This window comes from Pseudomonas sp. D3-27 (genome assembly GCF_051132165.1).
Classification (GTDB): domain Bacteria; phylum Pseudomonadota; class Gammaproteobacteria; order Pseudomonadales; family Pseudomonadaceae; genus Aquipseudomonas.
In genome coordinates, this window is the sequence record NZ_CP071667.1 from 3,320,472 (window position 1) to 3,342,443 (window position 21,972).

At 55.5% G+C, this 21,972-nt stretch carries 19 protein-coding genes and 1 pseudogene; 10 read left to right on the forward strand and 10 right to left on the reverse strand.

The genetic code is table 11. The features are described from left to right. Positions 1 to 212 precede the first annotated feature (212 nt). The gene (locus tag J3P92_RS14905; RefSeq protein ID WP_434647961.1) at positions 213 to 1,238 is read right to left on the reverse strand and encodes an AraC family transcriptional regulator; all 1,026 of its coding nucleotides are present in this window, start codon (positions 1,236 to 1,238) and stop codon (positions 213 to 215) included. 321 nt (positions 1,239 to 1,559) lie between these two features. Here J3P92_RS14905 and J3P92_RS14910 point away from each other — a divergent pair, with 321 nt between their 5' ends. From J3P92_RS14910 to J3P92_RS14920, 3 genes are all read left to right on the forward strand, one after another. Further along, positions 1,560 to 2,024 carry a MaoC/PaaZ C-terminal domain-containing protein gene (locus J3P92_RS14910; protein ID WP_434647964.1) on the forward strand — a complete coding sequence of 155 codons (465 nt, stop codon included), beginning with the start codon at positions 1,560 to 1,562 and terminating at the stop codon, positions 2,022 to 2,024. 304 nt (positions 2,025 to 2,328) lie between these two features. Then, positions 2,329 to 3,321, forward strand: a complete 993-nt coding sequence (locus J3P92_RS14915; protein ID WP_434647967.1) for a zinc-dependent alcohol dehydrogenase family protein — start codon at positions 2,329 to 2,331, stop codon at positions 3,319 to 3,321. A 161-nt stretch (positions 3,322 to 3,482) separates the two neighbouring features. Next, positions 3,483 to 4,379, forward strand: coding sequence for a LysR substrate-binding domain-containing protein (locus J3P92_RS14920; RefSeq protein WP_434647969.1), 897 nt, complete (start codon positions 3,483 to 3,485; stop codon positions 4,377 to 4,379). A gap of 288 nt (positions 4,380 to 4,667) precedes the next feature. Here the strand turns inward: J3P92_RS14920 and J3P92_RS14925 are convergent, their stop codons facing one another. The 3 genes from J3P92_RS14925 to J3P92_RS14935 all read right to left on the reverse strand — a co-directional run bounded on the left by J3P92_RS14925 (position 4,668) and on the right by J3P92_RS14935 (position 8,660). Next, a complete protein-coding gene (locus J3P92_RS14925; RefSeq protein ID WP_434647972.1) occupies positions 4,668 to 7,058 on the reverse strand; it encodes a TonB-dependent siderophore receptor in 2,391 nt (796 codons plus the stop codon). 119 nt (positions 7,059 to 7,177) lie between these two features. After that, positions 7,178 to 8,158, reverse strand: coding sequence for a FecR domain-containing protein (locus J3P92_RS14930; protein WP_434606218.1), 981 nt, complete (start codon positions 8,156 to 8,158; stop codon positions 7,178 to 7,180). After that, positions 8,145 to 8,660, reverse strand: a complete 516-nt coding sequence (locus J3P92_RS14935; RefSeq protein WP_434564115.1) for a sigma-70 family RNA polymerase sigma factor — start codon at positions 8,658 to 8,660, stop codon at positions 8,145 to 8,147. Before J3P92_RS14935 ends, J3P92_RS14930 begins: the two co-directional genes overlap by 14 nt. Before the next feature lie 235 nt (positions 8,661 to 8,895). Here J3P92_RS14935 and J3P92_RS14940 point away from each other — a divergent pair, with 235 nt between their 5' ends. Continuing rightward, positions 8,896 to 11,001, forward strand: coding sequence for a TonB-dependent siderophore receptor (locus tag J3P92_RS14940; RefSeq protein WP_434647974.1), 2,106 nt, complete (start codon positions 8,896 to 8,898; stop codon positions 10,999 to 11,001). Here the strand turns inward: J3P92_RS14940 and J3P92_RS14945 are convergent. Then, on the reverse strand, positions 10,973 to 11,218 hold the full coding sequence (locus J3P92_RS14945) for an EAL domain-containing protein (RefSeq protein ID WP_434647977.1): 246 nt from the start codon (positions 11,216 to 11,218) through the stop codon (positions 10,973 to 10,975). The two genes, J3P92_RS14940 and J3P92_RS14945, sit on opposite strands and share 29 nt — an antisense overlap. Positions 11,219 to 11,738: 520 nt before the next feature. On the opposite strand from J3P92_RS14945, the gene J3P92_RS14950 reads away from it, so the two are divergent. The 4 genes and pseudogenes from J3P92_RS14950 to J3P92_RS14965 all read left to right on the forward strand — a co-directional run bounded on the left by J3P92_RS14950 (position 11,739) and on the right by J3P92_RS14965 (position 14,912). After that, positions 11,739 to 12,170, forward strand: a complete 432-nt coding sequence (locus tag J3P92_RS14950) for a LexA family protein (RefSeq protein WP_434647980.1) — start codon at positions 11,739 to 11,741, stop codon at positions 12,168 to 12,170. Further along, positions 12,157 to 13,437: a translesion error-prone DNA polymerase V subunit UmuC gene (gene umuC / locus J3P92_RS14955; RefSeq protein WP_434647982.1), complete on the forward strand. Its 1,281-nt coding sequence runs from the start codon at positions 12,157 to 12,159 to the stop codon at positions 13,435 to 13,437. The genes J3P92_RS14950 and umuC overlap by 14 nt, the downstream gene beginning before the upstream one ends. A gap of 191 nt (positions 13,438 to 13,628) precedes the next feature. After that, positions 13,629 to 13,757 (forward strand): annotated as a pseudogene (locus J3P92_RS14960) (LysE family translocator); the annotation flags it as partial. 492 nt (positions 13,758 to 14,249) lie between these two features. After that, entirely contained in the window at positions 14,250 to 14,912 is a 663-nt protein-coding gene (locus J3P92_RS14965) for a hypothetical protein (RefSeq protein WP_411387294.1), read from the forward strand. A 161-nt stretch (positions 14,913 to 15,073) separates the two neighbouring features. Here J3P92_RS14965 and J3P92_RS14970 read toward each other — a convergent pair whose 3' ends face one another. The 4 genes from J3P92_RS14970 to J3P92_RS14985 all read right to left on the reverse strand — a co-directional run bounded on the left by J3P92_RS14970 (position 15,074) and on the right by J3P92_RS14985 (position 17,983). Continuing rightward, positions 15,074 to 15,460: a hypothetical protein gene (locus J3P92_RS14970; protein WP_411387293.1), complete on the reverse strand. Its 387-nt coding sequence runs from the start codon at positions 15,458 to 15,460 to the stop codon at positions 15,074 to 15,076. A gap of 222 nt (positions 15,461 to 15,682) precedes the next feature. After that, positions 15,683 to 16,321, reverse strand: coding sequence for a DUF2459 domain-containing protein (locus tag J3P92_RS14975; RefSeq protein ID WP_434647986.1), 639 nt, complete (start codon positions 16,319 to 16,321; stop codon positions 15,683 to 15,685). Between the two features lie 319 nt (positions 16,322 to 16,640). Continuing rightward, positions 16,641 to 17,240: a hypothetical protein gene (locus J3P92_RS14980; RefSeq protein WP_434647988.1), complete on the reverse strand. Its 600-nt coding sequence runs from the start codon at positions 17,238 to 17,240 to the stop codon at positions 16,641 to 16,643. Positions 17,241 to 17,599: 359 nt separating this feature from the next. Continuing rightward, positions 17,600 to 17,983: a hypothetical protein gene (locus tag J3P92_RS14985; RefSeq protein ID WP_434647991.1), complete on the reverse strand. Its 384-nt coding sequence runs from the start codon at positions 17,981 to 17,983 to the stop codon at positions 17,600 to 17,602. 605 nt (positions 17,984 to 18,588) lie between these two features. Here J3P92_RS14985 and J3P92_RS14990 point away from each other — a divergent pair. Together J3P92_RS14990 and J3P92_RS14995 are read left to right on the forward strand one after the other, a co-directional pair. After that, positions 18,589 to 19,584, forward strand: coding sequence for a hypothetical protein (locus J3P92_RS14990; RefSeq protein ID WP_434647993.1), 996 nt, complete (start codon positions 18,589 to 18,591; stop codon positions 19,582 to 19,584). A gap of 478 nt (positions 19,585 to 20,062) precedes the next feature. Further along, positions 20,063 to 21,256 carry an IS4 family transposase gene (locus tag J3P92_RS14995; protein WP_420766646.1) on the forward strand — a complete coding sequence of 398 codons (1,194 nt, stop codon included), beginning with the start codon at positions 20,063 to 20,065 and terminating at the stop codon, positions 21,254 to 21,256. Positions 21,257 to 21,346: 90 nt separating this feature from the next. Here the strand turns inward: J3P92_RS14995 and J3P92_RS15000 are convergent, their stop codons facing one another. Continuing rightward, a complete protein-coding gene (locus tag J3P92_RS15000; protein WP_101220299.1) occupies positions 21,347 to 21,967 on the reverse strand; it encodes a hypothetical protein in 621 nt (206 codons plus the stop codon). Positions 21,968 to 21,972 lie beyond the last annotated feature (5 nt).

Consider the following 21,972-nt stretch of genomic DNA (forward strand, 5'->3'; position numbering starts at 1 on the left):
AGGGCTACCTGCAGCGCATCGTAGGAGTTGCCTTTGCGGTGGCCTATGCCCGACGGCATCGTTGTACGTGACCGTTTTGGACACTCGTGACTTACCCGCCACGCCCGGGATGACCCTGGTCTGTTGAGGTTTTGGTGGATGAAACGAGTTGCAGATCACAGGAGGTAATCTGGCGGGGACGCAGTGCTTTTGTATAAGCGCAAGAAACGCTTTTAAATCTCGCCCGATTCGTCAGCATTGGAGCGGCGGTAAGCGCCGGGACTCACGCCCGTCCACTTTTTGAATGCACGATGAAAGGCACTGCTTTCCTGGAAACCCGTGAGGGCAGCCACTTCAGTCACGGTCATATTCGGCTGGCACAACAGATTGATCGCCATGTCACGGCGCAGATTGTCTTTCAAACGCTGATAACTGACCCCCTCGGCCTGCAGTCTTCGCTGGAGCGTCGAATAAGACATGCACAGCGTGCTTGCCATCTTGTCCAGCTCTGGCCATTGCTCCGGATCGAGGCCTCTCAATCTGAGGCGGATCTGGGCGCTGATGCTGTCCTCGTTACGATATTTCACCAGCAGACTGGCAGGCGACTCCTTCAAGAACGCCGATAGACTGGCTTTGTTTTGCGCGACTTTGAGGCTTAGAAAACTGCGCTCGAAACGAATCATCGTCACTGGCGCACCAAACTGAATGTCTTCACAGAAGCGCATCCGATAGTCGCTATCGTCGAGTGGTCGATTCGGCCTGAAGCAGAGCTCTTTAATGGGAATGCGTCTGTTACCCAACCAGCAGAGCAGTCCATGGACCAGGATCAGCCATGTTCCATAACTAAAGAGACGACGTTCAATGCCGTTGTCATGGATAACGATGACGGCGCAGTCGCCATCAAAACTCAGCTCACCGTGAATATCGTCCAGTACGAGACGCAAAAATTTCAGAATCCGTCGCAACGCTTGCTCTAACGACTCGCAGTCAATCGACGACTGGCACATCAATCGGAAGCTGCCCCGTCGCATGGGATGGCTATCGATCGCGAAAAACTCATCGTCGAGCAGATCCGAGAGCGCGACCCACAGCCGAGAAAATGCTGCAGCCGAAACCCTGGCTTGGGGGGAAGTGAGGAGTACAGGGTCAATACGTGCTTGCTGCAGTGCAAGGGAGGTGTCCAGCTGGCGACGCAACGCGCCCTCCAGGGCCTCATGCACCAATCCGATTGAAGTCGTTCCTTTATCCTGGATGAGCACGCCCTTTCCCCTCTGCCGGTGGTTGCCTGCGGACTTGATGCTGACTTTTGAATCTCTTCGGCAGTCCTGCCTTGGGCAACCTGACGAGCCTGAACGCTTTCTACGTTCCGACTTCTCGACATGACCTGTCAACCCGAAGGTTTTGTTATCAACAAGCGCATGGGCCCTCTTCCCAGGCTTTGATGGCGGGTCTTGGTAGTTGTCCAAAACATTCAACCACGCCGAGGCTTTTGGACATTGTCCAGGCCGTCGCCCACCGACACTATCGGCCGGCAACCTTCGGTTACGTTGAGTCTGACGCTACAGAATCCAGGAGTTACCGTGACAGAGAAAGAGCTGTACTGGGAAGACTTCACGCCAGGTAGCCTCTGGACGGCCAAGCAATCTGCGCCTATTACAACGCAGGCGATCATTGCCTTTGCCGCAGAGTACGATCCTCTCGATATTCACATAGATCCTGACCTTGCCCGTTCGAGTCCGCTTGGCGTGCACTGTGCCAGTGCAGTGCAAACCTTCGGTATTACGCAGCGGCTGATGTGCGACGCCTTGCTGCTTCAAACCAATGTCGTGGCGGGTGGCAAGATCGATGGTTTCAGGATGGTTGCTCCGGTGGTGCCTGGAGACACGCTCAAGCTATCCGTTCAAGTCGTTCGATCATTCATTCATGCGTCAAATCATCAACGGGGCTGGGTCGTGTTTAAAGTCGAAGTAACAACGAATGAGGGGAAAACGGTTCTTGTTTATGAGGTGGCAGTATTGATATTGCGCAGGAGCGAACGTGATTGAGATTGGTCGGGAGATTTAACGATAACCGTATGTACCGGTCTTGCCCTCCGCCCGCCATCGCCCACGTCGCCCTCCCATTCACATATGCAAGGAAATGAAATCCACGAAACAGCGCAGCTTCGATTTCAAGGTGGTACAGCGTTCGCTGTGCCATCTCGGAGACAGCGAAGCGCGGCCGACATTAGTTCTTTTTGAGTACCAATCTATGAATTGATCAGCGCTCTGCCGTAGGCAAGAGGGTCGGTAGCATTGGCACAACCTTTCAGAAGTAGCTTTTTATATCTTGCCGTCAATGAGGTGTGCCATGCCCAAGGTTGTCCAATTTCACCGTACCGGTGACGCTGATGTTCTGACTCTCGATGAAGTCGCTGTAACCGCGCCGAAAAGCGGCGAGGTTCAGATCGAAGTAAAAGCCATCGGCTTGAACCGTGCGGAAATCATGTACCGCACTGGGCAGTACGTGATCGAGCCCCAGTTCCCGGCGAAGCTGGGCTATGAAGCGGCCGGGATTGTCCGGGCGGTCGGCAGTAACGTCAGCGACATTGTTCCTGGTGACATAGTAAGCGTCGTGCCGGCGTTCTCTTTCGCCGATTACGGTATGTATGGTGAGGTGGTCAATGCGCCTGCGCATGCCGTCGTCAAGCACCCGTCCAATCTCAGCTTCGTGGAGGCAGCAGCCAGCTGGATGATGTTTGTTACTGCATACGGCGCCTTGATTGAGTACGGAAATCTACAGGCTGGCGAAACCGTGCTCATCCCGGCTGCATCAAGCAGTGTCGGTCTGGCAGCAATCCAGATCGCCAACATGCAAGGCGCCATCCCGGTGGCCCTTACCCGCACAAGTGCCAAGCGTCAGGCATTGCTGGACGCTGGTGCGAAATATGTCATTGCCACCCAGGAGGAGGACGTGATCGCCGAGGTGGCCGCGATTACCGGGGGCAAAGGTGCGCGTATTGTTTTCGACCCTGTTGGTGGTCCCGAGGCGACCAAGCTGATCAAGTCCATGGCCAACAACGGAATCTTCTTTCAATACGGTGCTCTGGATCATCGCGATATCCCGGTTCCGGTCTTCGACATTCTCGGCAAGCATCTGACCGTGCGGGGCTACGAGCTGTTCGAAATCACCACGGATATGCAAAAGCTGGCCAATGCCAAGGCATTTGTTGCCAAAGGCTTGGCAGGCGGTCAACTCAAGCCCGTCATCGACCAGGTCTTCCCGCTTACTGACATCGCGGCGGCACACCGCCGAATGGAGTCGAATGCGCAGATCGGCAAAATAGTCGTCGTAGTCGACTGAGTAAAAATGCTGCGGCAGCCAGCTTGGCTGCCGTACGCCAACGCTGCCTGCCCTCAAGCGATGATGGCCTATTTTTTGGGTCCCCAAGAGAGAGGCAGCCCGGCTTCGCTATCATGTGCAGAGTAGGTCTGGCCCGATGCGCAGGTAAATGGAGATTGGCGATGAACCTGATTGAAGCCATGCAAATGTTCGTGGCAGTGGTTGAGCATGGCAGCTACACCAGAGCGGCCGAGGCGCTGAGTGTGCATCGCCCGGCACTCTCCAAGAATATCCGTAATCTTGAGCACGAACTGGGTGTGCAGCTGTTGCACCGCACCACGCGCAGGGTGAACACCACGCCAGCTGGCGATGAGTTCTATGACCGCAGCCGGAAGTTACTCGCTGAACTAGCGGACACACTGGACTGGTTTTCGCCGACTCGTCCGCCGCGAGGCAAGCTAAGGATCGACATGCAGACCGTACTCGGTCACGCGGTGATAATCCCGCGACTGCCCGAGTTCATGGAGCGCTACCCTGGCCTGGAAATATCTCTGGGAGCCACTGACAACCTGAACGACCTTATTGCAGAAGGCATCGATTGTTCCGTGCGGCTCGGTGATCTGGATGATTCGAGCCTGGTTGCCAAACGTATCGGCGAGGTTGTTTTGGTGACCTGCGCGGCTCCCGCCTACGTAAAGAAACATGGTTTACCAGCCACGCTGGATGATCTGCAGGCGCACCTGGCTGTCAACTTCATGGTTGAACAGCGCCGCCAGATCATGCCCTGGCGGTTCAGGGGCAACGGTAAAATTATCAGTGTGAAGATGCGCAGCGGCATCGTCGTCGACAACGCAGAGGCATTGCTTTACTGCGCATTGGCGGGGATTGGGATGGTGCAGGGGCTGCGCCCGGCGCTGCAGCGATACATCGATAGCGGGCGTCTGGTGGAAGTTCTGCCGGATGTTCCAGTCGAGCCGAAAACCGTTTCCGTGTTGTTTCCGGATCGCCGTCATCTATCACCCAATGTGCGGGTATTTGTCGAATGGGTGAGTGCGTTGTTCCAAGAGAAGAGGCATTAGCGCGGCCTCATTGGTGTTGGCCTGATTAACAGTCCCACCTTCCTCTGCCCGCCCCCAAGGCGAATGACTCGCGGCTCGGACCGAACATTTTCAGGTGCCACAACCGGACGAACATCAGGCGATTTTTTCCGGTGAGCATCGTTGGATTTCGCGCGTAGTCAACCGCTGGCGCGTAACGATGAAAATCGAACGCCCTTGCTTTTCGTCCCGCACATTGATGGCCAAGTTGACGGTACCCGCGTATAGCGGGCACCGCTTCCCATAGGGAACAAAGGCTTACACGCCTGCCTACCAGCTGTAACTCACTTTGGCAGTAATCTCGCGACCCGGGTTGTAGAAGTTCGCTGTGCCGGAACCGACCACGTGCTGCTCATCCAGCAGGTTGCTGACGTTCACCGCAAGGTCGGTGCCCTTGGCGATCTCGTAGTTGAAGGCGGCGTCGAACAGCGTGGCGCCATCGCTTTTGCCGGAGTTGGCTGCATCGAAGTAATAAGAGCCGACGTAGCGCGCGCCCAAGCCAACGCTGACATCAGTGCCGGGCACGTCGTAATAACTCCAGAGCGAAGCGGAATGCTTGGGTGCCGTGGTGAACTCATTACCCTTCAGGGAGCTGCCGTCGTACAACGAACCGCGCAGTACCTCGGACTCCATATAGGAGTAGCCACCAATCAGGCTGAGGTTCTGCGTCACCTGCGCCTTGGCCTCCAGGTCGAGGCCACGCGCCCGCGATTCGCCCACCGTCTGTTGCTCGATGATGCCGCTCGGCAGCACCACGGCGATGGTGACGTTTTCCTGGGTCAAGTCATAAACGGCCGCGGAGAACAGTGCGTCCATCCCCATCGGCGCATACTTCACGCCCACTTCGTACTGCCTGCCGGTCTGCGGTGTTACGCCAACCTGAGGCGGCGAGACGGACTCCACCATGCTCACATAGGTGGACACCTCATCGTTGACGATATAGGTCAACGCACCTCGGTAGGAGGTTTCGGAGAAGTTGTCTTTCTCGGTGGATTGCAAGCCTTTGCTGGTAAGGTCCATCGAATCGTTGCGCATACCGGCGGTGACGATGAAACGCTCGTAGAACGATAGGTTCTGCTGAAGGAATACGGCCTTGGTGGTCGCGTCTCGCTTGTTGACCGCATACGGGGTGATAGAGCGTGAAACGCCAGTAAACACGGGATTTGCAACGTCAATCGGGGTCGTCAGGGCGTAGACCGAGCTTTCCTTGGTAGTCGAATCGAGGTATTCCACGCCCACCAGGCTGCTGCTGTCGATGTTCTCGAAGCGGGCATCGTATTGCAGCATCAGGTTGCCGTTGAACTGGTCGGCCTCACTGTCCGTTCCAAACAAGTACCGGTCAACGGTAGTACCGACACGCGCGGCGCTGTCGCTGATGTAAACGTAGCCAAAATCATCGGTCAATTTGCTGTAACGCAGATTGCTGCGCAATACGAAGCCGTTGTCGAAGTCATGGGTGACGTTACCGCTGAGGCTGGTGCGCTCGACATCGTGAAAGTTGTAGCTCGGCTCACCATAAAACTTGCTGCGGTCGTATTCCTTGTCCAGCGGATAGCCGCCACTGTTGGGCGAACTTTCGGTTTTCAGATAGTCCAGAATCACGGTGGCTGACGTGTAATCCGTGGGCGCCCAGGTGAGGCCACCCATCAGCAACTGGTTGTCGTCCTGTGAGTGATCGTATTCGCGGTCGCTGTTTTGGCCTTTGGCAGTAAAGCGGCCAGCCAAGGTTTTCTCGTCGTTCAGCGCATCCCCCACATCGATGCCTGTCTCGACATGGTCAAACGAACCGTAGGTCACATAGCCTTGGCCAAACTGCTCAAAGCGCGGCTGTTTGGTCACGAAATTCACCGAACCGCCCGGGTCCGCTGGGCCAAACAGCGTGGAGTTGGCGCCACGCAAAATCTCTATGCGTTCGTAAGCGAATGGATCTTCGCGTACGCCGCGCATCGAACTCAGGGTCAAGCCGTCACGGTAGGTGGTGGCCTGGAAGCCCCGGATCTGGAAATAGTCATTGCGGTCATCCGTACCATAGAAGTCACTGACCACACCGGGGGTGTATTGCAGCGCCTCTTCCGTGGTGCTGACGCTGCGTTGCTCCATTTCCTTGTTGGTAACAACCGACACCGATGCCGGCGTATTGAGAATGCTGGTTGCCACCTTGCCGCCCACCCAGAGTTCCTTGGCGACAACCGAGTTGGCGTCGTCGTCGGCGCTGACCCTGACCTTGGCATTGATGATGAGGGGCGCAAGGCGATAGTCCTCGACGGACGTTGTGTCGAGCTCCAGCGGGCCGGCGGGCGTAGGCTGAGGGAACAGTAGATAGGCATTCGGGCCTTGCTGTTGGATTTGCAATTCGCTTCCCTGTAGCAAGGATGACAGCGCTGCCGACGTATCGAGCGTGCCATTCACGCCAGCAGTGGTGCGGTTCGCTACACTCGACGCGTCGAAGGAAAGGCTGATGCCAGCCTCGCGCGCAAAGCGGTCAAGCGCCGGCGCCAGCGGGCCGGCAGCGATGTTCCACTGCTTGACCTGATTGCTGTGGTCAACGCTCGGCGTTTGCGCCAGCGATGGCAAGGCGTAGCTGCTTACGATCAGCCCCAAAATCGCACCATGCAAGGCACGACTTAATGGATGGCGCTGGGAAACAGGGGACGAACTCATATTCTCGCTCCAAGAAAGGACATCGGCAGACAGGCCTGTATTCCGGCCTTTCTAAGAGGTCGAACGAGAATGAGAATACACCTCATTATTTTTTCAGGTGGCACAAAGTTCTGATGGGCTTAGGTGGCAGCGGTCACGGTCACCCAATAACGGGTCCGATAATCAACGTGCAAATGCAATGACTGCGCGATCAATGCCAGGACCTGATCGTTGTCGGCGAGTTGGAAGGTGCCGGAAACGCGACGATCCGCGACCTCGTCGGCGCAGCGCAGTACACCGGGGCGATAGCGCGACAACTCCACGATGAAATCATCGAGGCGCATATTGCGCGCACTGATCACCCCGTCACCCCAGCTCCATAGATCAAGGCCGTTGCCTTTGAACATTCGGGCCCCACTTGATGTGAACAGCAGCTGATTTCCTGCCTGAACACTGCGGCTGGCAGGCGTTTGACTGGAGCCGGGGAAAACCGTGACTGATCCTTCCTGAGCCGCGACCAGCGTGCCATCGTCGAACTCGCGTGCCAGAAAGCGGGAACTCTGAGCGCGCATGATCCCGTCACGTGATTGCACCCAGAACGGTCGCGCTCGAGGCGAGTGTTGATCCGCGCCGACATTCACGATGATTTCACCACGTCGCAGGATTATCAGACGTCGCTGGGCGTCGAAATCGCTGTCGACGGCGCTATCGCTATTGAGCTGGATTAGGCTGCCATCATCGAGTTGGAAGCGCCGTTGCTCGCCGGTACTGCTGCGCTGCTGCGCAAGCATGGCGGGTACGGGTGTGTAGTCCCGGCCGAGCCAGGCTGCAGTGCCAACAGTCGCCAATATGCCCAGGAGTTTCAGGCTTTCCCGCCGCCGCATCCCATGATTGGTCCCATTAAGGGTTTGCCGGGCCAGTTGAGCTGGCACGCCTGCGAATTCATCCCCAAGCGCTTCCACGCGCTGCCACGCCAACACGTGCTCCGGGCACTGCTGCAGCCAGTGCTCAAATGTGCGCTGTGTTTGCTCATCTGGCTGATCGAAGCGCAGGCGCACCTGCCAGTAGATCGCCTGGTCGACAACGGCCGGATCCAGCGTCTGGGACTCACGCCTCGACATAACGCAAGCGATAACAGTGTTGCAGGGCGGTGGCCAGATCGCGTTCCACCGTCGCACGGGAAACACCCAACTTTTCGGCTATTTGTGCGCAGGTCAAGCCGTCGAGCCGGGCAAATAAAAACGCCTGGCGAACTCTCGGTTTAAGCATATCGAGCATGCGATCTATCCGCTCGAGCGTATCGAGAATCAGCAGTCGGCTTTCTTCCGAGGGAACCTCGTGTTGAGGCAGTAACGCGACGCTCTCCAGGTAGGCACGTTCGAGTTCGCGACGGCGATACTGATCAATCATCAACCCGCGGGCGATACTGCTCAAATAGGCGCGTGGTTCACGCAAGGGGCTGGGCTGACGGGATTTGAGCAGGCGTACGAAGGTGTCCTGCGCCAAATCTGCTGCGTTATCGCGACATCCAATGCGTCGGATTAGCCAGCCGTGCAACCACGAGTGGTGGGTTCGATAGAGCAGCCCTAGATCTGCAGTACCTAGTGGTTCATCGCTGCGCATCGGAATCCCGGCAAATACATGATTGATAATTAATCGCATTCTACTCATGCGGTAGGCCTGAGGCAAATACGTGGTGCTTAGTGTCTGCTTTGGGCGAACGCTATCATTTTGTAGAGGCTGCGAGGGAACGCCAGGCACGCAGATGATCATCAGGACGGTGCCCAATCAACAAGCAAGTGGCGATCTATAGGTTGTGGTGTGACTGGCCCCATAAATGTTATGTTATTACATCTTTATGGGAGAGTTCATTTTGAAACATCACGTTCCGCTGCTGACAGGATTCACCCTCGGGCTACTTGGACAACCTATTTCAGCCGCACAACCTCTGACGCTGGACGCGTTGACTATCACCGGATCCACCGTGGAGGAGCGTGCCGATGGTCCAGTGCAAGGTTATCGAGCAACGCGTTCGAGCACAGCTACTCGCACCGACTCCGACATTCGCGATACCCCGCAAAGCATCGATGTAATACCCGCCCAGGTGATCAAGGACCTCAACACCACGCGAATCGATCGCGCCCTGGATTTCGCAGGCGGTGTCTCACGACAGAACAACTTTGGCGGACTAACTTTTCTCAACTACAGCGTCCGTGGTTTTACCACCGGCGAACTCTACAGGAACGGCTTTGCCATCAACCGTGGCAGCTACAGCGCGCCGGACACTTCCAATATCGAACGTATCGAAGTGCTCAAAGGCCCGGCGGCAAGTCTCTACGGTCGCGGCGATCCCGGCGGCCTGGTCAATATCGTGACCAAGCGTCCGCAGGCTGAGGCGTTCAGCAACCTGAACATCAGCGCCGGCACCTGGGACCGTTACCGCAGCAGCCTCGACGTCAACTCGCCACTCGACAGCGAGGGCAACCTGCTGGCACGAGTAAACATGGCCATCGAAGACAATGGCAGTTTTCGCGATCACGTTGACAGTCAACGACGGATCATCAGCCCGTCGTTGAGCTGGCAGATTTCACCAGACACCCGCCTGATGCTCGACACCGAGTTCTCCCGTACCGAATCGGTGTTCGACCGCGGCATTCCGGCAGTCAATGGTGAGCTTGGCTCGGTCAAGCGGTCGACCTTCATGGGTGAGCCCAACGATGGCCAGATACGCAACGACAACCAGACCATTGATCTGGCGCTGGAACATTATTTGAACGACAACTGGAAGGTTCGCCTGGCCAATCACTACACGCAGGGCACGCTCAATGGCGCGAGCTCGGAACCTCAAGCATTGGTCGGCACCACCATCACGCGTTTCTATCGCGAGCGTGACTTTGAATGGAACGACAACATCACCCAGGCCGAGCTACATGGCAACTTCGAACTGGCCGGCTGGCAGCATCAGACGCTGGCGGGACTGGAGTATGAAAACTACCGCAACAGCCAGAAGTACCCCCAGAGCGCCACGCTTGCAAGCTATGGCTTGGATATCTACAACCCCGTTTATGGTCAGCCCAAGCCGGCCCTGACCCGCGCCAACGATTTCCACGAGCACACCGAGAGCTACGCGCTCAATTTGCAGGACCAGATCGCCTTTACCGATCGTCTGCGCGGATTGATCGGCGTGCGCCTGGAGCGCATCGAGCAGACTTCGCTGAATCGCACGACAGCTGTCAGCAACAGCCAGGAAAAAGACGTCGCCACTCCACGCGTTGGGCTGCTTTACCAATTGGCACCACAGGTCGGCGTATTCGCCAACGCGTCCACGTCTTTCAAGCCCAATACCATCGGCACGCAAGGCCAGGTCTATAAACCGGAAAAAGGCCTGGGTTATGAAACCGGTTTAAAACTGGACCTGTTCGACAGCCGTATTGGCGCGACCATCGCTCTGTTTCACATCGACAAGGAAAACGTCGTGACGACCGACGCGCTCGGTGAAAGTGTCGCAGCCGGTGAGGCTCGCAGCCAGGGCCTGGATCTGCAGTTCAGCGGCCAGATCACCGATGCCCTGCGTGTTATCGGTGCTTATGCCTACATCGACGCCGAGGTGACCAAAGGCGACTCCGCGCTACCCAAAGGCAGCGACCTGTTAGGCATCGCCCGCAACAGCGGTAGCCTGATGGGTGTTTATGAGTTTCAGGACGGCGCCTTGCGTGGGTCGGACATGGGCGCAGCCTTCAACTATGTCGGCGAACGCTCAGGCCAGGCTGGCAGTAGCTTCAAACTGCCGTCGTATAGCACTGTCGATCTGCTCGCGCACTACAAAGCCAGCGAAGACATTACGCTCGGGCTGAACCTGAACAATCTGTTCGATCGCAAGTACTACGAACGATCCTATAACAGTGCCTGGGTCCTGCCCGGAGAGCCGCGTAACCTCAGTGTGAGTCTGAGCCTCGACCTCTGACAGTGATCGCCAAGGTCGCAATGCATTCACCGCTCGAGCGCCAGGAATCGATTTTCAGGAGCGCCTGCTGAGAGGCCTCCTCGACACCTTCGGCAACCAGGGTCAACCGAAGGCTATGAGCCATGGAGATAATCGCCTTGACCAGTTCCGCGCTGTCGCGGTTGTGTTCGATGTCGTTGATAAACGAGCGGTGGATGTTGAGCGTTTCGATGGGCAAGCGACTCAAGTAGCTGAGGGCCGAATAGCCGGTGCCAAAACATCAACCAGCTTCAGTTCCACCGTGAATTCTCCCTTCGGATGTTCCACCGATAGCTGTGGATCAGCGCAGACGGGTACCGTTGCCAAAGGAAAGCGGCTGGGCTAATGAGGTAGCTGTCCATATGCCTGCACAGAACGTGAGGCCTCTGCAGGGCTACGGTGTCCGTCCCTGCTCAATCATCGGCATCAGAGGCAAAGGAAAGCGGCTGAATCAGATGCGAGCCCTGTTTGCGAACATTTCCGACATCCTTGCCAACCTTGTACCAATGAAAGTCTGTTGCTGGTCGACAATGCTCCATCGCTAATTCGCGGGCTCGGTCAGGTGGCGTGTCGGGATCAATCCATTCACGAGCATGCTCAGGCGCCATGCGTCCGCACATGCTGTCACCCGTCGAATAGTGCCGCTTATGACATTGACCGCAAGCGACGCAAATCGTTAACTGTATATACGTACAGTTAATCCCTTTAAGGCTTGCATCATGAGCATCACCATCCTGGGCCTGTTGGCTTCCGGCGGCGAGAAGCTGCCTCTTTATTCATTCAAGGTGCCTGCAGGCTTCCCTTCGCCCGCTGCTGACCACATCGAAAAGCACATTTCCCTGGATGAGCTCTTCGATGTACGAGCTCCCCACGTCTATCTCGTGAGGATCGATGGCGACAGCATGCAGGGCGCGGGGATCTATTCGGGGGATATGGTGGTGGTTGATCGAAGCATAGATCCGATCAGTGGGGACATCGTTATAGCTGCGCTTAACTCCGAGCCACTGCTCAAGCGTCTGCATTTGCGCGACAACGCCGTAATACTTCTGTCGGAAAATCCCAAGTATCCGGCAAGGCACGTGATGGAAGGCGACGAACTCATGATTTGGGGTGTAGTGAAATACAGCGTCCGCGATCATGACAACACGTGAACCTGTCTTCGCCCTGATTGACTGCAACTCGTTTTACGCCAGCTGCGAGCGCGTCTTCAGACCTGACCTCGCCAAGACACCTATTGTGGTGCTGTCCAACAACGACGGCTGTGTAATTGCGCGTAGCTACGACGCAAAACCTTTCGTAAAGATGGGCCAGCCGTACTTCCAAATCAAAGATCATCTACGTCGGCATGGGGTTGTGGCGTTCAGCAGTAATTACGCTCTGTACGGCGACATGAGCGAGCGTGTCATGACGATCATTGAATCGTTAGTACCGACACTTGAGGTCTACAGCATTGATGAGGCGTTCGCCGACCTCGCCGGTATCCCAGGTGACTTATCTGCGTTTGGCCGGCACATGCGTTCTACCCTTCTCAAACGCACTGGCATTCCTGTCGGGGTTGGAATCGCGCACACCAAGACGCTGGCCAAGCTTGCCAACCATACCGCCAAGCGGCTGCTGGATATCACGGGCGGCGTAGTGGATCTCTGTGATCCCTTCAAACGGGACTGGACGCTGCGCAACACTGACGTCGGCGAGGTCTGGGGCATCGGCAGGCGCATGAAGGCGCATCTGGAAACAATGGGGATCCAGACCGCGATGGACTTGGCCAAAGCCGACCCGTGGATGCTTCGTCAAAAATTCAGCGTGGTGATCGAGAAAACCGCTCGCGAACTTGCCGGCACCCCATGTTTGGAGTTGAGTGAGGCTGATCCACCCAAGCAGGAGATTTGTTGTAGCAGGATGTTCGGCACGCGGCTCACCGAGATTGAGCCAATCAAGGAAGCTGTCGCTACCTACACACAACGCGCGGCGGAAAAGCTCCGAGCTCAAGGCTCGCTGTGCAAGAAAATCCGCGTGAGCATTAGAACCGGCATGTTCAACCCTCAGGAAGCGAAGTATGCGAACGGGGCGTTGGTCGAATTACCTTACCCGACCAACGACGTGCGGCTCATGACCAAGGCCGCAACCGAAGCGGTAAACCGTCTATTCCGGCCTGGCTTCAAGTACAGCAAAGCAGAAGTTTTGCTGATGGATCTGCGCCAGCCTGGCGAATTCACTCATGATCTGTTCGCTCATTCTCAACCCGTCATGGCTGATAAGGTGATGAGTGTTTTGGATGAAATTAATGGTCGATGGGGAAAGGGGGTTATTCGGATAGCGAGTGTGCCTGCAGCGCCTGGTTGGGCAATGCGTCGAGAGCTGATGAGTCAGAGCTATACGACGAAGCTTGATCAGTTGTGGACGGTGAAAGCCCGCTAGCGAGGACTCGTTCGGCATCTGCAGGTTAAAAAATGCGCCTCCTATGCCGACTACTTACAGCCCAGAGTGTGTAAAAACACAACTACGCTCAAAAGCCCTGTATCGAATTTTTTCGTTGTACGTTGAAGCCGCGGACGGCTTTGAACTGAATGATGACCGTCCCCTGCCTCAACATTCGCAAAGGAATGCAGATGATCGATGTTCCCGCCGTTTTGACAGTCTTTTTGGTTTACCTGGCCGGTGTCGTTATTCCAGGGCCAAATTTCGTTGCAGTAGTCCACAAAGCGGTAGCTGCTACGCGGTCAGGAGCTTTGGCCTTGGCAGTCATTCATCCAAGGGGTCGTTTAACGTGGTGATTGTCACCTTCGGTGCCCAGCCCAAGCCGGTTGACAAAGAGCCGATCGACCCGATGGTGTTCTTCGATGCCGTGGTAGCTGCGTTGAAGTAAATCCGCGCCCCGGATGACGTTAGTCTTCGCGGCGCGGAACGACGACAACTGCGGGAGCAACGAAGATCGACGCTGTTCCGTCGGATAATTGCAGGTCTCCGTACGCGTACGGCGCGGGGCTTCATTACAGATCTGGCTGCGTACAGCACCGGCTCAATTAGAGCCCATTGAGCCAGGCAGCTTTCGGCCAGAAGCGGTCAGTGGATTTAGGGTGCTTGCGCCTCTAGCTGTAGCTTTGTAGGATCCTGCGAGCGCCCGACAATAGCGGTTCACATGAACAGCAGGTCAAGCCTGGAAATCGAGGGCGTTGCTTTAAAATCCAGACTTCGATTGCGGTGCTATCAGATATGGAGATTCTCCTATTTTGAATTATGGACAAGCTGTTGCAGTCGTCGAAGCCTTTCAAGATCTTGCACACAGAATTGACATTGAATTTCCAGAACGCCTCGCAGCACTCATGCGAATAGCGCATACCCCCCCTTCAAAGGCTGCACTGAGTAGCCTTGTAGATTTTCACTGGCTCGATGCCGAAGAAGCAGAACGAGAAATCAATGAGTGGCTTAACCCTGATGACCAGCAAGGTCGAACCTTTCTTCCCTTTGCGGCTACAGGCGGCGGTGAGCCTTACTGCCTGGTTCGATTGGAAAACGGGACTTCGGGGATTGCTCAGGTACTTCATTTTGCTCAGCCATCTCCACTTGCCCATGCAGATATCTCATCGTTCGTGACAAGGGAATACGTACGCGTCGCTACGGACTTATCTTGGCTACCGCCTCGAATGGATTTCAATATCGCACTGAAAAGTGAAGTGGCATTGATCGAAACGGCTTTACTACCCGCAGACTATGCGCTTCTTGAGACCTTGTTTAGTCGACAGTGTGTCGCTATGAATTACCAGGCTGGCCCTCAAGGCATCTCGAAAATTGTCAAAGCCTTCATCTCTCAAGAAGAAGAGGAATCGTTAGCCGCCCGACTACGCCATCCGAACCCAACCGAGTTCGAAGCTCTTCGTGCTTGGATGCGCTAAATGTGTTTCCACTAGGAACCGAGCCATTGCCGGCCAACACTCACCACTTGCCAATATCCGCTTTGGGTTGTTGCCCGTCCCAATAGACAGCAATCGACCAAAAGCATCGTTCGATCCACTACCTTCCAGCCGAAAAGCGAAAACCTCTCGATCTGTGAAAGCTAGTCTCTAAGGGTACGCATTATTTCCTCGACCACCGGCTTCGTGTATTTCTCACTGGGATCAGTTTCCGGTGGGTCGTTACTGCGGAACCATTCACCTTGATCGAATGCCTGGTAAAGCGAGAAAGCGGGCTGAGGCATGTCGTTAGTCATACCTACTTCAACCACAGCATTTATGATCCCGTTCATTACGCCGTTGCAAAAATCATAGAGCAGAGATCCTTGTAGATAGCCTTCCGCAACCGCGACGGATAGCTCGTTCAGCACATCATGCGGTGCAACGGCGAACCTTTCGCAAATGGGGACAAGATCACTCAGCGTTAAACCGTCTGCTTCCGCTTTCACCGACAGTTCCTTAAGTTCGATCTTCGGTATGGCCATGATCATGAGCTTCTTCCGGCTAGGTGCGATAGCGCTTACAGAGTGGCCGCGCTGCCACACGTCAGTTCCATGCTGCAATACGGATTCATGGTCGGTCAACTTCAGCTACAGGCAATGTCCACTTTGGGTCGAATGCTGCCCCTCCTGACAGCCAAACGCGGTAATTTGCGCGCCAGTATCATTCGACACTAGGTTGAAATACATCCCCACCCCCATCGTCAGCGCGGGTTAGTGGATAACCAGGCAAGAGGCACCGACCGCTGTCGCACGACGTAATTGCGACATGACGTTCCCCGCCGTAATCACCGTTGTAGGCGACATTGGGCAGCTGCTGGCGGCCAGCGCCTCTGCGACCCAGGCATTGCAGGTATAAAACAGCGAATAGCTACCCTCGGACCGATAGAATCGGCTGTCTCCATACAGGCCAGGCCCGAGCACCGTCAAAGTGCCCGTCGCTGAGTGGGTGAAGGTCCCGGCCACGAACGCGAGCAGTCGCCGGTAGCCGTCCTCCGTCACCCGCACCTCAATGACCTCGCTTACGGCGAAACGCCGCCTGGGGTCCCCGTCAATCTTGACCGCATGCAGCACGGTTGCCGTCGACCCGAACAAGGCTCGCAGGGCGAGGCTCAACGTGGCCTGTGGGGCTCGGTAAAAGTCCTCGTCACCCCACCCGAACTCAACGAAGTCGCCGTCGCCGAAGTCTTCGGCCAGTGCGGGAAGCACCTGAAGTAGATCGGGGCGCGCAATTGCCAGCCCGGTATGCAGTCCATGATTCACCACATAGAAGGACCGCCAATCGCCACCCTCACCCCTCGGCGGGTCCCACGCGGTAGCGCAGCCGAACAGTGTCAGGATCAGGGCCAGCACTACAATGCGCATGCACAAGGGTTTGGAGGCTCACTAACGAACGTGGAAGACCCTCGCAGGGGCGGGTGCTGTATAGAAGCATAGAAGCTGGCTCGCACCATCAAGCAGGCATTCATGGACAATCGCGGCAGGCAGCCATCGGCCAATTGCCGATATTAAAAAAGGGGAACAGATTTATTTTCAGGAAATAAATCTGTTCCCCTTTTTGTCTGTCCGGTGGAATGAGGTAATACGCCAAACGACTCTCAAATTCCAAGCCCAGCATTCAAGGCTTTGGGACATTCGCCAACGCTCTCGCTGGCGAGTTGCCCGACAATTACTAATTGTCACCACCGTCAGCGCAGGGATTGTGGATTTCGAGCACGTCAATCATTTCAGTGGTACTTACGGTAGACAGACCGACAGGAATGACAGTTATCTTTTTGATTTTTTCACCGGTCGGACGCTGAAAGTTCACTTCCGGCCCGCTGTAGCTGTGCTGACCCTTGCTATGAAGATAATTAAACATGTTGGCTTTGAAGCGCGTATTGATCTCATCCCGATCTGCTTTCAGAGGGCCCAGCATATAAGCCGCATTGGCAGCGAACGCAAAAAAATACCCGTCGGCATATGCTCCGCCAGGTACAGCTGAGCAGATCACCTCCCCAGATTTGATAATACGTGCTAGCACATACTTACCTTCGACAACATGGGCCATCACTAAGCCGTCCGGAGTAACAATGCCAATGCCCTTCTCCGGCTTACATCCCGGAGCGCTGCCGTAGGGGTGAACGCACCAGTTCATTCTTGAGGAGTCTATGATTGTAGCCAGATGCAGGTCCTGCTTCATCTGCTGCTTAGCTTCAGGTGTGTCATGAGCGATGCCTGCACAGGCGCTTATAAGTAGAGCGGTTGCTGCCATAAGTGAGATGCGAAGCATGGTCTTTCCTTCGGTTAATCTTGAGCCATGTAGGTCCTTCAGTTCGGATGATGCCATAAGCTGATCGTGTGCTGACGCCGGCACTGAGCAAAGTCCTGAACTCATTTATCCTTCTGACTTATATCTTCCAGTACGGAAGTAGTTCCTATTAATAGGATGCAGTGGATCCGCATCGCTCTTGTTCTCATAGTCATCCGACGGGCCGCCGAAAATCGGTCGAAGCCCTTCGCGCTAGGCAGCTATCGGACAGAACCGATCGGTCCTGAAGGAGAAAACAGCATTAACCGCGCTGCTTAATCATTCAGTGGCTAACCCCCGCCCAGACCGAGGACAGCCACAGAAGATGCGTTATAGATAACTTATTTGATTATTGTCCAGCCTTTGCTGTTTACATCGTTCGCTTCCTTTTCGGTCATGCAGCTCAAGACCTGCATACGTTTCATGCTTAGCAGTTTTTGAGGCGTAATGCTTTGTCCGTAAATGTTCCCAAGTTTTGCACTGTTCGCCAGCGCTTCTTCAAAGTGCTTTTGAGCTTGCATTTCACAGCCATCGATATCCGCTTTGAAGCCGGTGGCTTTTGCCGGCAGCGGCATTCCCGGCTTATCGAAGCGAGTGTCTTCGTAACGCAGCTGTGCGTAGTCGATATTGGCAGATACGGAAGTCGGAGTCGTCGGAGTGGAGCAACCTGTAAGGGTCGTAATCAGAACAGCTGCCAAACAGGTGAACGATAGATAGCGTTGCATAGAGCCTCCTTGGAAAAATCTCCATCACCAAGAACGGTGATAGCTGAATCATTAAGTCGGCAGCTGTGGCGCGTTCTTGAGTGTGGCCCGTGTGAGAGGCACGCCTTCGCGACATCTCGGCCGACGAGAGCTGCCGCCCACTAACGGATGATCCGACTCACCGTGTTCAGCTGGCTCGCCAAATAAGGGAAGCTGTTGAGAACATAAAATTCGGGCAACCCCCGATTTCCTTCCTAGCAGTAGTCAAAGCCCATTCTTTTTTTCGCAACGAGCAAGCCCATTCAGTAGCCAGCGTTCAAATTCGATTACCGCGCTCAATCAATGCCCTCGTTTGTTTCTGCGTTCGATAATAAGCTGGATTACCGCTGCGATGCGCCACAAGGCGAGACAGTGCGCCGGGAGAGTCTTGTTTTCGGTGGCCGCTTCTGGCCGATTGCGGCCGTTCGTGAAACGCATCAATCGGCTACTGGCTGAACATCCCGGTGCGAATGCTCACGTGCCTGATTACGCGGCATCGGAGTAAAATTGACTCAACGTAACGGCTCGCCCTTTTTGTGTCGTAGGTGCGTGCAAACCCCATCACCCGTTCAGGAGGTTTGGCTCGCATGATCCCCGTTGCACTGCCCTCCGCCGAACTACTGCTTTACCTTGCCTTTTTCTTCGCCGCGACGCTTTTCTGGTTCGGGTGGACGATAAGGCTGGGGGTTCGATATATCAAAGGTCGCTGGCGCCGCCCTCTCCTCCTGCCTTACATGCTTGTCACCGCGTGTGCGCTTTTTACCCTGTGGCAGTCCGCGGCTTTTTATGTGCAGATGCGCAGCTATGAACGGGATAGAGAGGCAAGTTATCGCCCGGAACTAGTAGAGCCGATGCGCCTTGGCCAGATCGACATGCCCAAAGGCACAAAACTCGAATTAGCCGTTGCGGATCATCGGGAATCCTTCAAACGAGCCGTGTTTCCAAGCCCTGTGCGTATGCTCGATATGGATGCCGTCGAAGTAGCCCGCTACATCGCGATTCAAACCAACGAAAAATACGAAACGGTGGGCTTCACGCCAGAGAACATGCGGCTAACCGGCCACGGCACGACGATGCAGAACGGCTGGCGGTGCAATGCGCTGCAACCGGTGGAGTTTGAGCTCAAGCCAGATGGCGGCGTATCCAGGTTCAGCACCTGTACGCTTGCTGATGGCAATGTAGTCGATGGCATCACCTTGCCCGAAGGGACCTCGCTCCGGGCTTCGACCGGCAATGTCTATGCCGATGGGTTTGTAGACTCTGACCGGTGGGTTCTCGATATGCCGGAAGGCGTGCCCGTGCGTATCGATAATTTCGAGCTTGCGGATGCCAGTATTGCGCTCGACGCAGAGCGAAGGCTCTATGAAGTCAGAAGTGCGGCGCTTTCGAGCGTTGCCACACTCGCAGGGCGCCGTTATGCGGCGGCAAGCGCTATCCGCTTCAATCCGCTCCATGTCCGGGAAGACTATGCGGGTGCCTGGTTGATAACCCCACCGCCGGACGCCGACCGCTCACAGCCGGTAGCGCCTAAGACCATCGTGCAGCGCAGAGACGGAAAGGTGTTGGCCACACTTACTGACTAAACTCGCGATCGATTAACTGAATGGTTGGCCCAGCATGTGCCGGTCCCCTTGCCGGGGGTGCCGAAAGGCAGAGCCGACAGCAACAGGTGCAAACCACTTGGTCCTTCTTCACTGCGAGGGCTGGTTGGCCCTGAGCAGGTGCGCCAGTTTTCCCGCAGCGCTTTTTACCTGGGCGCGGGTGAGCGCGGCAAAGCCCAAGACAAACGCTGGTCCTGGTTGAAGGTTGTGACAAGAATGGCGAAGCGGTTGCAGCTGCAGCCCGACCTGTTTCGCTGCTTCGACTAGCTGGTTTTCGTTTTGTCTGCAGTCAGCCAGAGAATCAAGTGAAAACCCGCGTGTTCACCGCTAAGGGAAACCGGGGACAGACCCTGAGGGATCCCCAAATTTTCTTATAGAAAATCAAGAAGTTGGAATATTGAAGAGACCTGCATGAGTCGGCAACTTGGTTTGCACCACGCAAAAACAAGATCCCGAACCCATGCAGGCCATCCGATTTTTACACAGAGCGCTCGCTCAAGCACTTCCCTCTGTCCATTCCCGTCGTCTGACTACGTTGATGAGTTGTGTTAGTTCATTGCTGCAAGGCCGTCGTCTGACGCTGACAGGACTAGGGCGGTCGATGCCAGGCCGGGCTTACCCCAAACATGCCATCAAGCGAGTAGATCGATTGCTGGGTAATCAGCACCTCAGAGCAGAGCGCCCACTGTTCTACTGGGTGATGTTACGAGCGTTGCTGGGCTCGCTAAAACATCCATTGATTTTGGTCGACTGGTCTCGAATTGACGCCCCAGGAGACGCGTTCTTGTTGAGAGCAGCGATTCCGTTGGCCGGACGCTCATTTCCCATTTATGAAAGTGTGCATGAGCGTGAGAGTTGCCCGAGATACCAAAAACGATTGCTCAACACACTGGCTGAACTACTGCCTGACGGCTGTATTCCCATCTTGGTAACTGACGCGGGTTTTCGGCGTCCATGGATGAAGGCGGTGGCAGCACAGGGCTGGTATTACGTAGCTCGCATACGAAATCGTGAGCTTTATCGCACTGGTGGCGCTGACTGGCAACCCGTGAAAAGCCTATATGCTCTGGCCACTTCATCACCCAGATCGTTGGGCCATGTCGAGATGACCCGTAGCGCTCCCCATTTCATCGACTTGTATTGTGTCCGGCACTCAGCCAAAGGACGAAAGCATCAACGCGTCACAGGCTCAATCGCCAAAAGCAAGCTCAGTCGACAGTCCGCCAGGCGTGAACGTGAACCTTGGTTGCTGGCGAGCAATCTGGAGCACAGTGAGTGGAATCCGGCGAAAATCGTCGCGATTTATAAAAGGCGCATGCAGATCGAAGAAGGCTTCCGGGATGTAAAAAGTGAGCACTTGGGGTTGGGGCTGAACCTGCATAGAAGTCATTGCCCTCGGCGCATTGAGGCGCTGCTGTTGATTGCGGCTCTGGCCAACTACCTCATCTTCCTGACAGGGCTACAGGCCCGTGAAAGCAAATTGGAACAGCGTTATCAAAGCAACAGCCTAAAAGATAGACGGGTGCTTTCGTTGTGGCGCTTGGGACTGGAGTATTGGCGTTGCTGTACGGACTTTGGCGGACGAGAGCATTTAGAAAAGCTCGAGCAGGCCCTGCGTGACGAGGTGCATTATCAGGCGCAGAGCCTGGCGTAGATTTGTGGGGATCCCTCAGGGACAGACCATGATTTTGGCTCACCTTTAATCGGACTGTCTCATATCGTGGTCTGTCCCCGTTTCCTCTCGTTAATCTGTAACCTGCGGGCAAGGGTTGAACACCTCGGTTACGTCGAGTGTTGTATGCCACGGGACGGCAGTGCCTGACACCATTCCGCCTACGGTCTGCTGTCGACCCGACTTGCGCACATATCCGCCATCCGTCCCAGTGAAGACGTGCTGCCCTGGCTTCGTCAGATAATCAAAGAAACTGACTTTCACAGGCACATTCATTTGCCCACCCGGCGTAATGACGGCGAGCATGATCGCTCGGTCTTTGGTGAATACAACGAACGGTTCGACTCCAGTGCGGCCACCAACCGTCTTCACGCACTGCACTTGTTCTGGGAGGATGCGTGCGGTTTCCGTGTAGGTGTGGTTGTTGTAGAGGCTGAGGATCAGGCCTTTGCTGGTCAACACTCCCAGGCCTTGAGTGGCCCTGCAGCTGCCTTCGCTTCCATATGGGAACAAGCACCAGTTCGTTTCCGACACGGCTTGAATATCCGATGGTGCAATTTTCAGATCGCGCTGGATTTGGGCTTTTGATTCCGGCGTGTCGTAAGGGATCATCACGCATCCACCGACTGTCACTGCTGCGATAAGGCCTATGGCCGCAGCTACGTTTTGAACTGACGATTTGAAGGTGTTCATCGTTC

Excerpts from the sequence above, each read along its gene's own strand:
- J3P92_RS14970 (WP_411387293.1), bottom strand. The coding sequence starts at position 15,460 with ATGATCATGGCCATACCGAAGATCGAACTTAAGGAACTGTCGGTGAAA.
- J3P92_RS14990 (WP_434647993.1), top strand. The coding sequence starts at position 18,589 with ATGATCCCCGTTGCACTGCCCTCCGCCGAACTACTGCTTTACCTTGCC.
- J3P92_RS14915 (WP_434647967.1), top strand. The coding sequence starts at position 2,329 with ATGCCCAAGGTTGTCCAATTTCACCGTACCGGTGACGCTGATGTTCTG.
- umuC (WP_434647982.1), top strand. The coding sequence starts at position 12,157 with ATGACAACACGTGAACCTGTCTTCGCCCTGATTGACTGCAACTCGTTT.
- J3P92_RS14995 (WP_420766646.1), top strand. The coding sequence starts at position 20,063 with ATGCAGGCCATCCGATTTTTACACAGAGCGCTCGCTCAAGCACTTCCC.
- J3P92_RS14935 (WP_434564115.1), bottom strand. The coding sequence starts at position 8,660 with ATGCGCAGCGATGAACCACTAGGTACTGCAGATCTAGGGCTGCTCTAT.
- J3P92_RS14925 (WP_434647972.1), bottom strand. The coding sequence starts at position 7,058 with ATGAGTTCGTCCCCTGTTTCCCAGCGCCATCCATTAAGTCGTGCCTTG.
- J3P92_RS14940 (WP_434647974.1), top strand. The coding sequence starts at position 8,896 with ATGGGAGAGTTCATTTTGAAACATCACGTTCCGCTGCTGACAGGATTC.
- J3P92_RS14920 (WP_434647969.1), top strand. The coding sequence starts at position 3,483 with ATGAACCTGATTGAAGCCATGCAAATGTTCGTGGCAGTGGTTGAGCAT.
- J3P92_RS14985 (WP_434647991.1), bottom strand. The coding sequence starts at position 17,983 with ATGCAACGCTATCTATCGTTCACCTGTTTGGCAGCTGTTCTGATTACG.
- J3P92_RS14980 (WP_434647988.1), bottom strand. The coding sequence starts at position 17,240 with ATGCTTCGCATCTCACTTATGGCAGCAACCGCTCTACTTATAAGCGCC.
- J3P92_RS14950 (WP_434647980.1), top strand. The coding sequence starts at position 11,739 with ATGAGCATCACCATCCTGGGCCTGTTGGCTTCCGGCGGCGAGAAGCTG.
- J3P92_RS14930 (WP_434606218.1), bottom strand. The coding sequence starts at position 8,158 with ATGTCGAGGCGTGAGTCCCAGACGCTGGATCCGGCCGTTGTCGACCAG.
- J3P92_RS15000 (WP_101220299.1), bottom strand. The coding sequence starts at position 21,967 with ATGAACACCTTCAAATCGTCAGTTCAAAACGTAGCTGCGGCCATAGGC.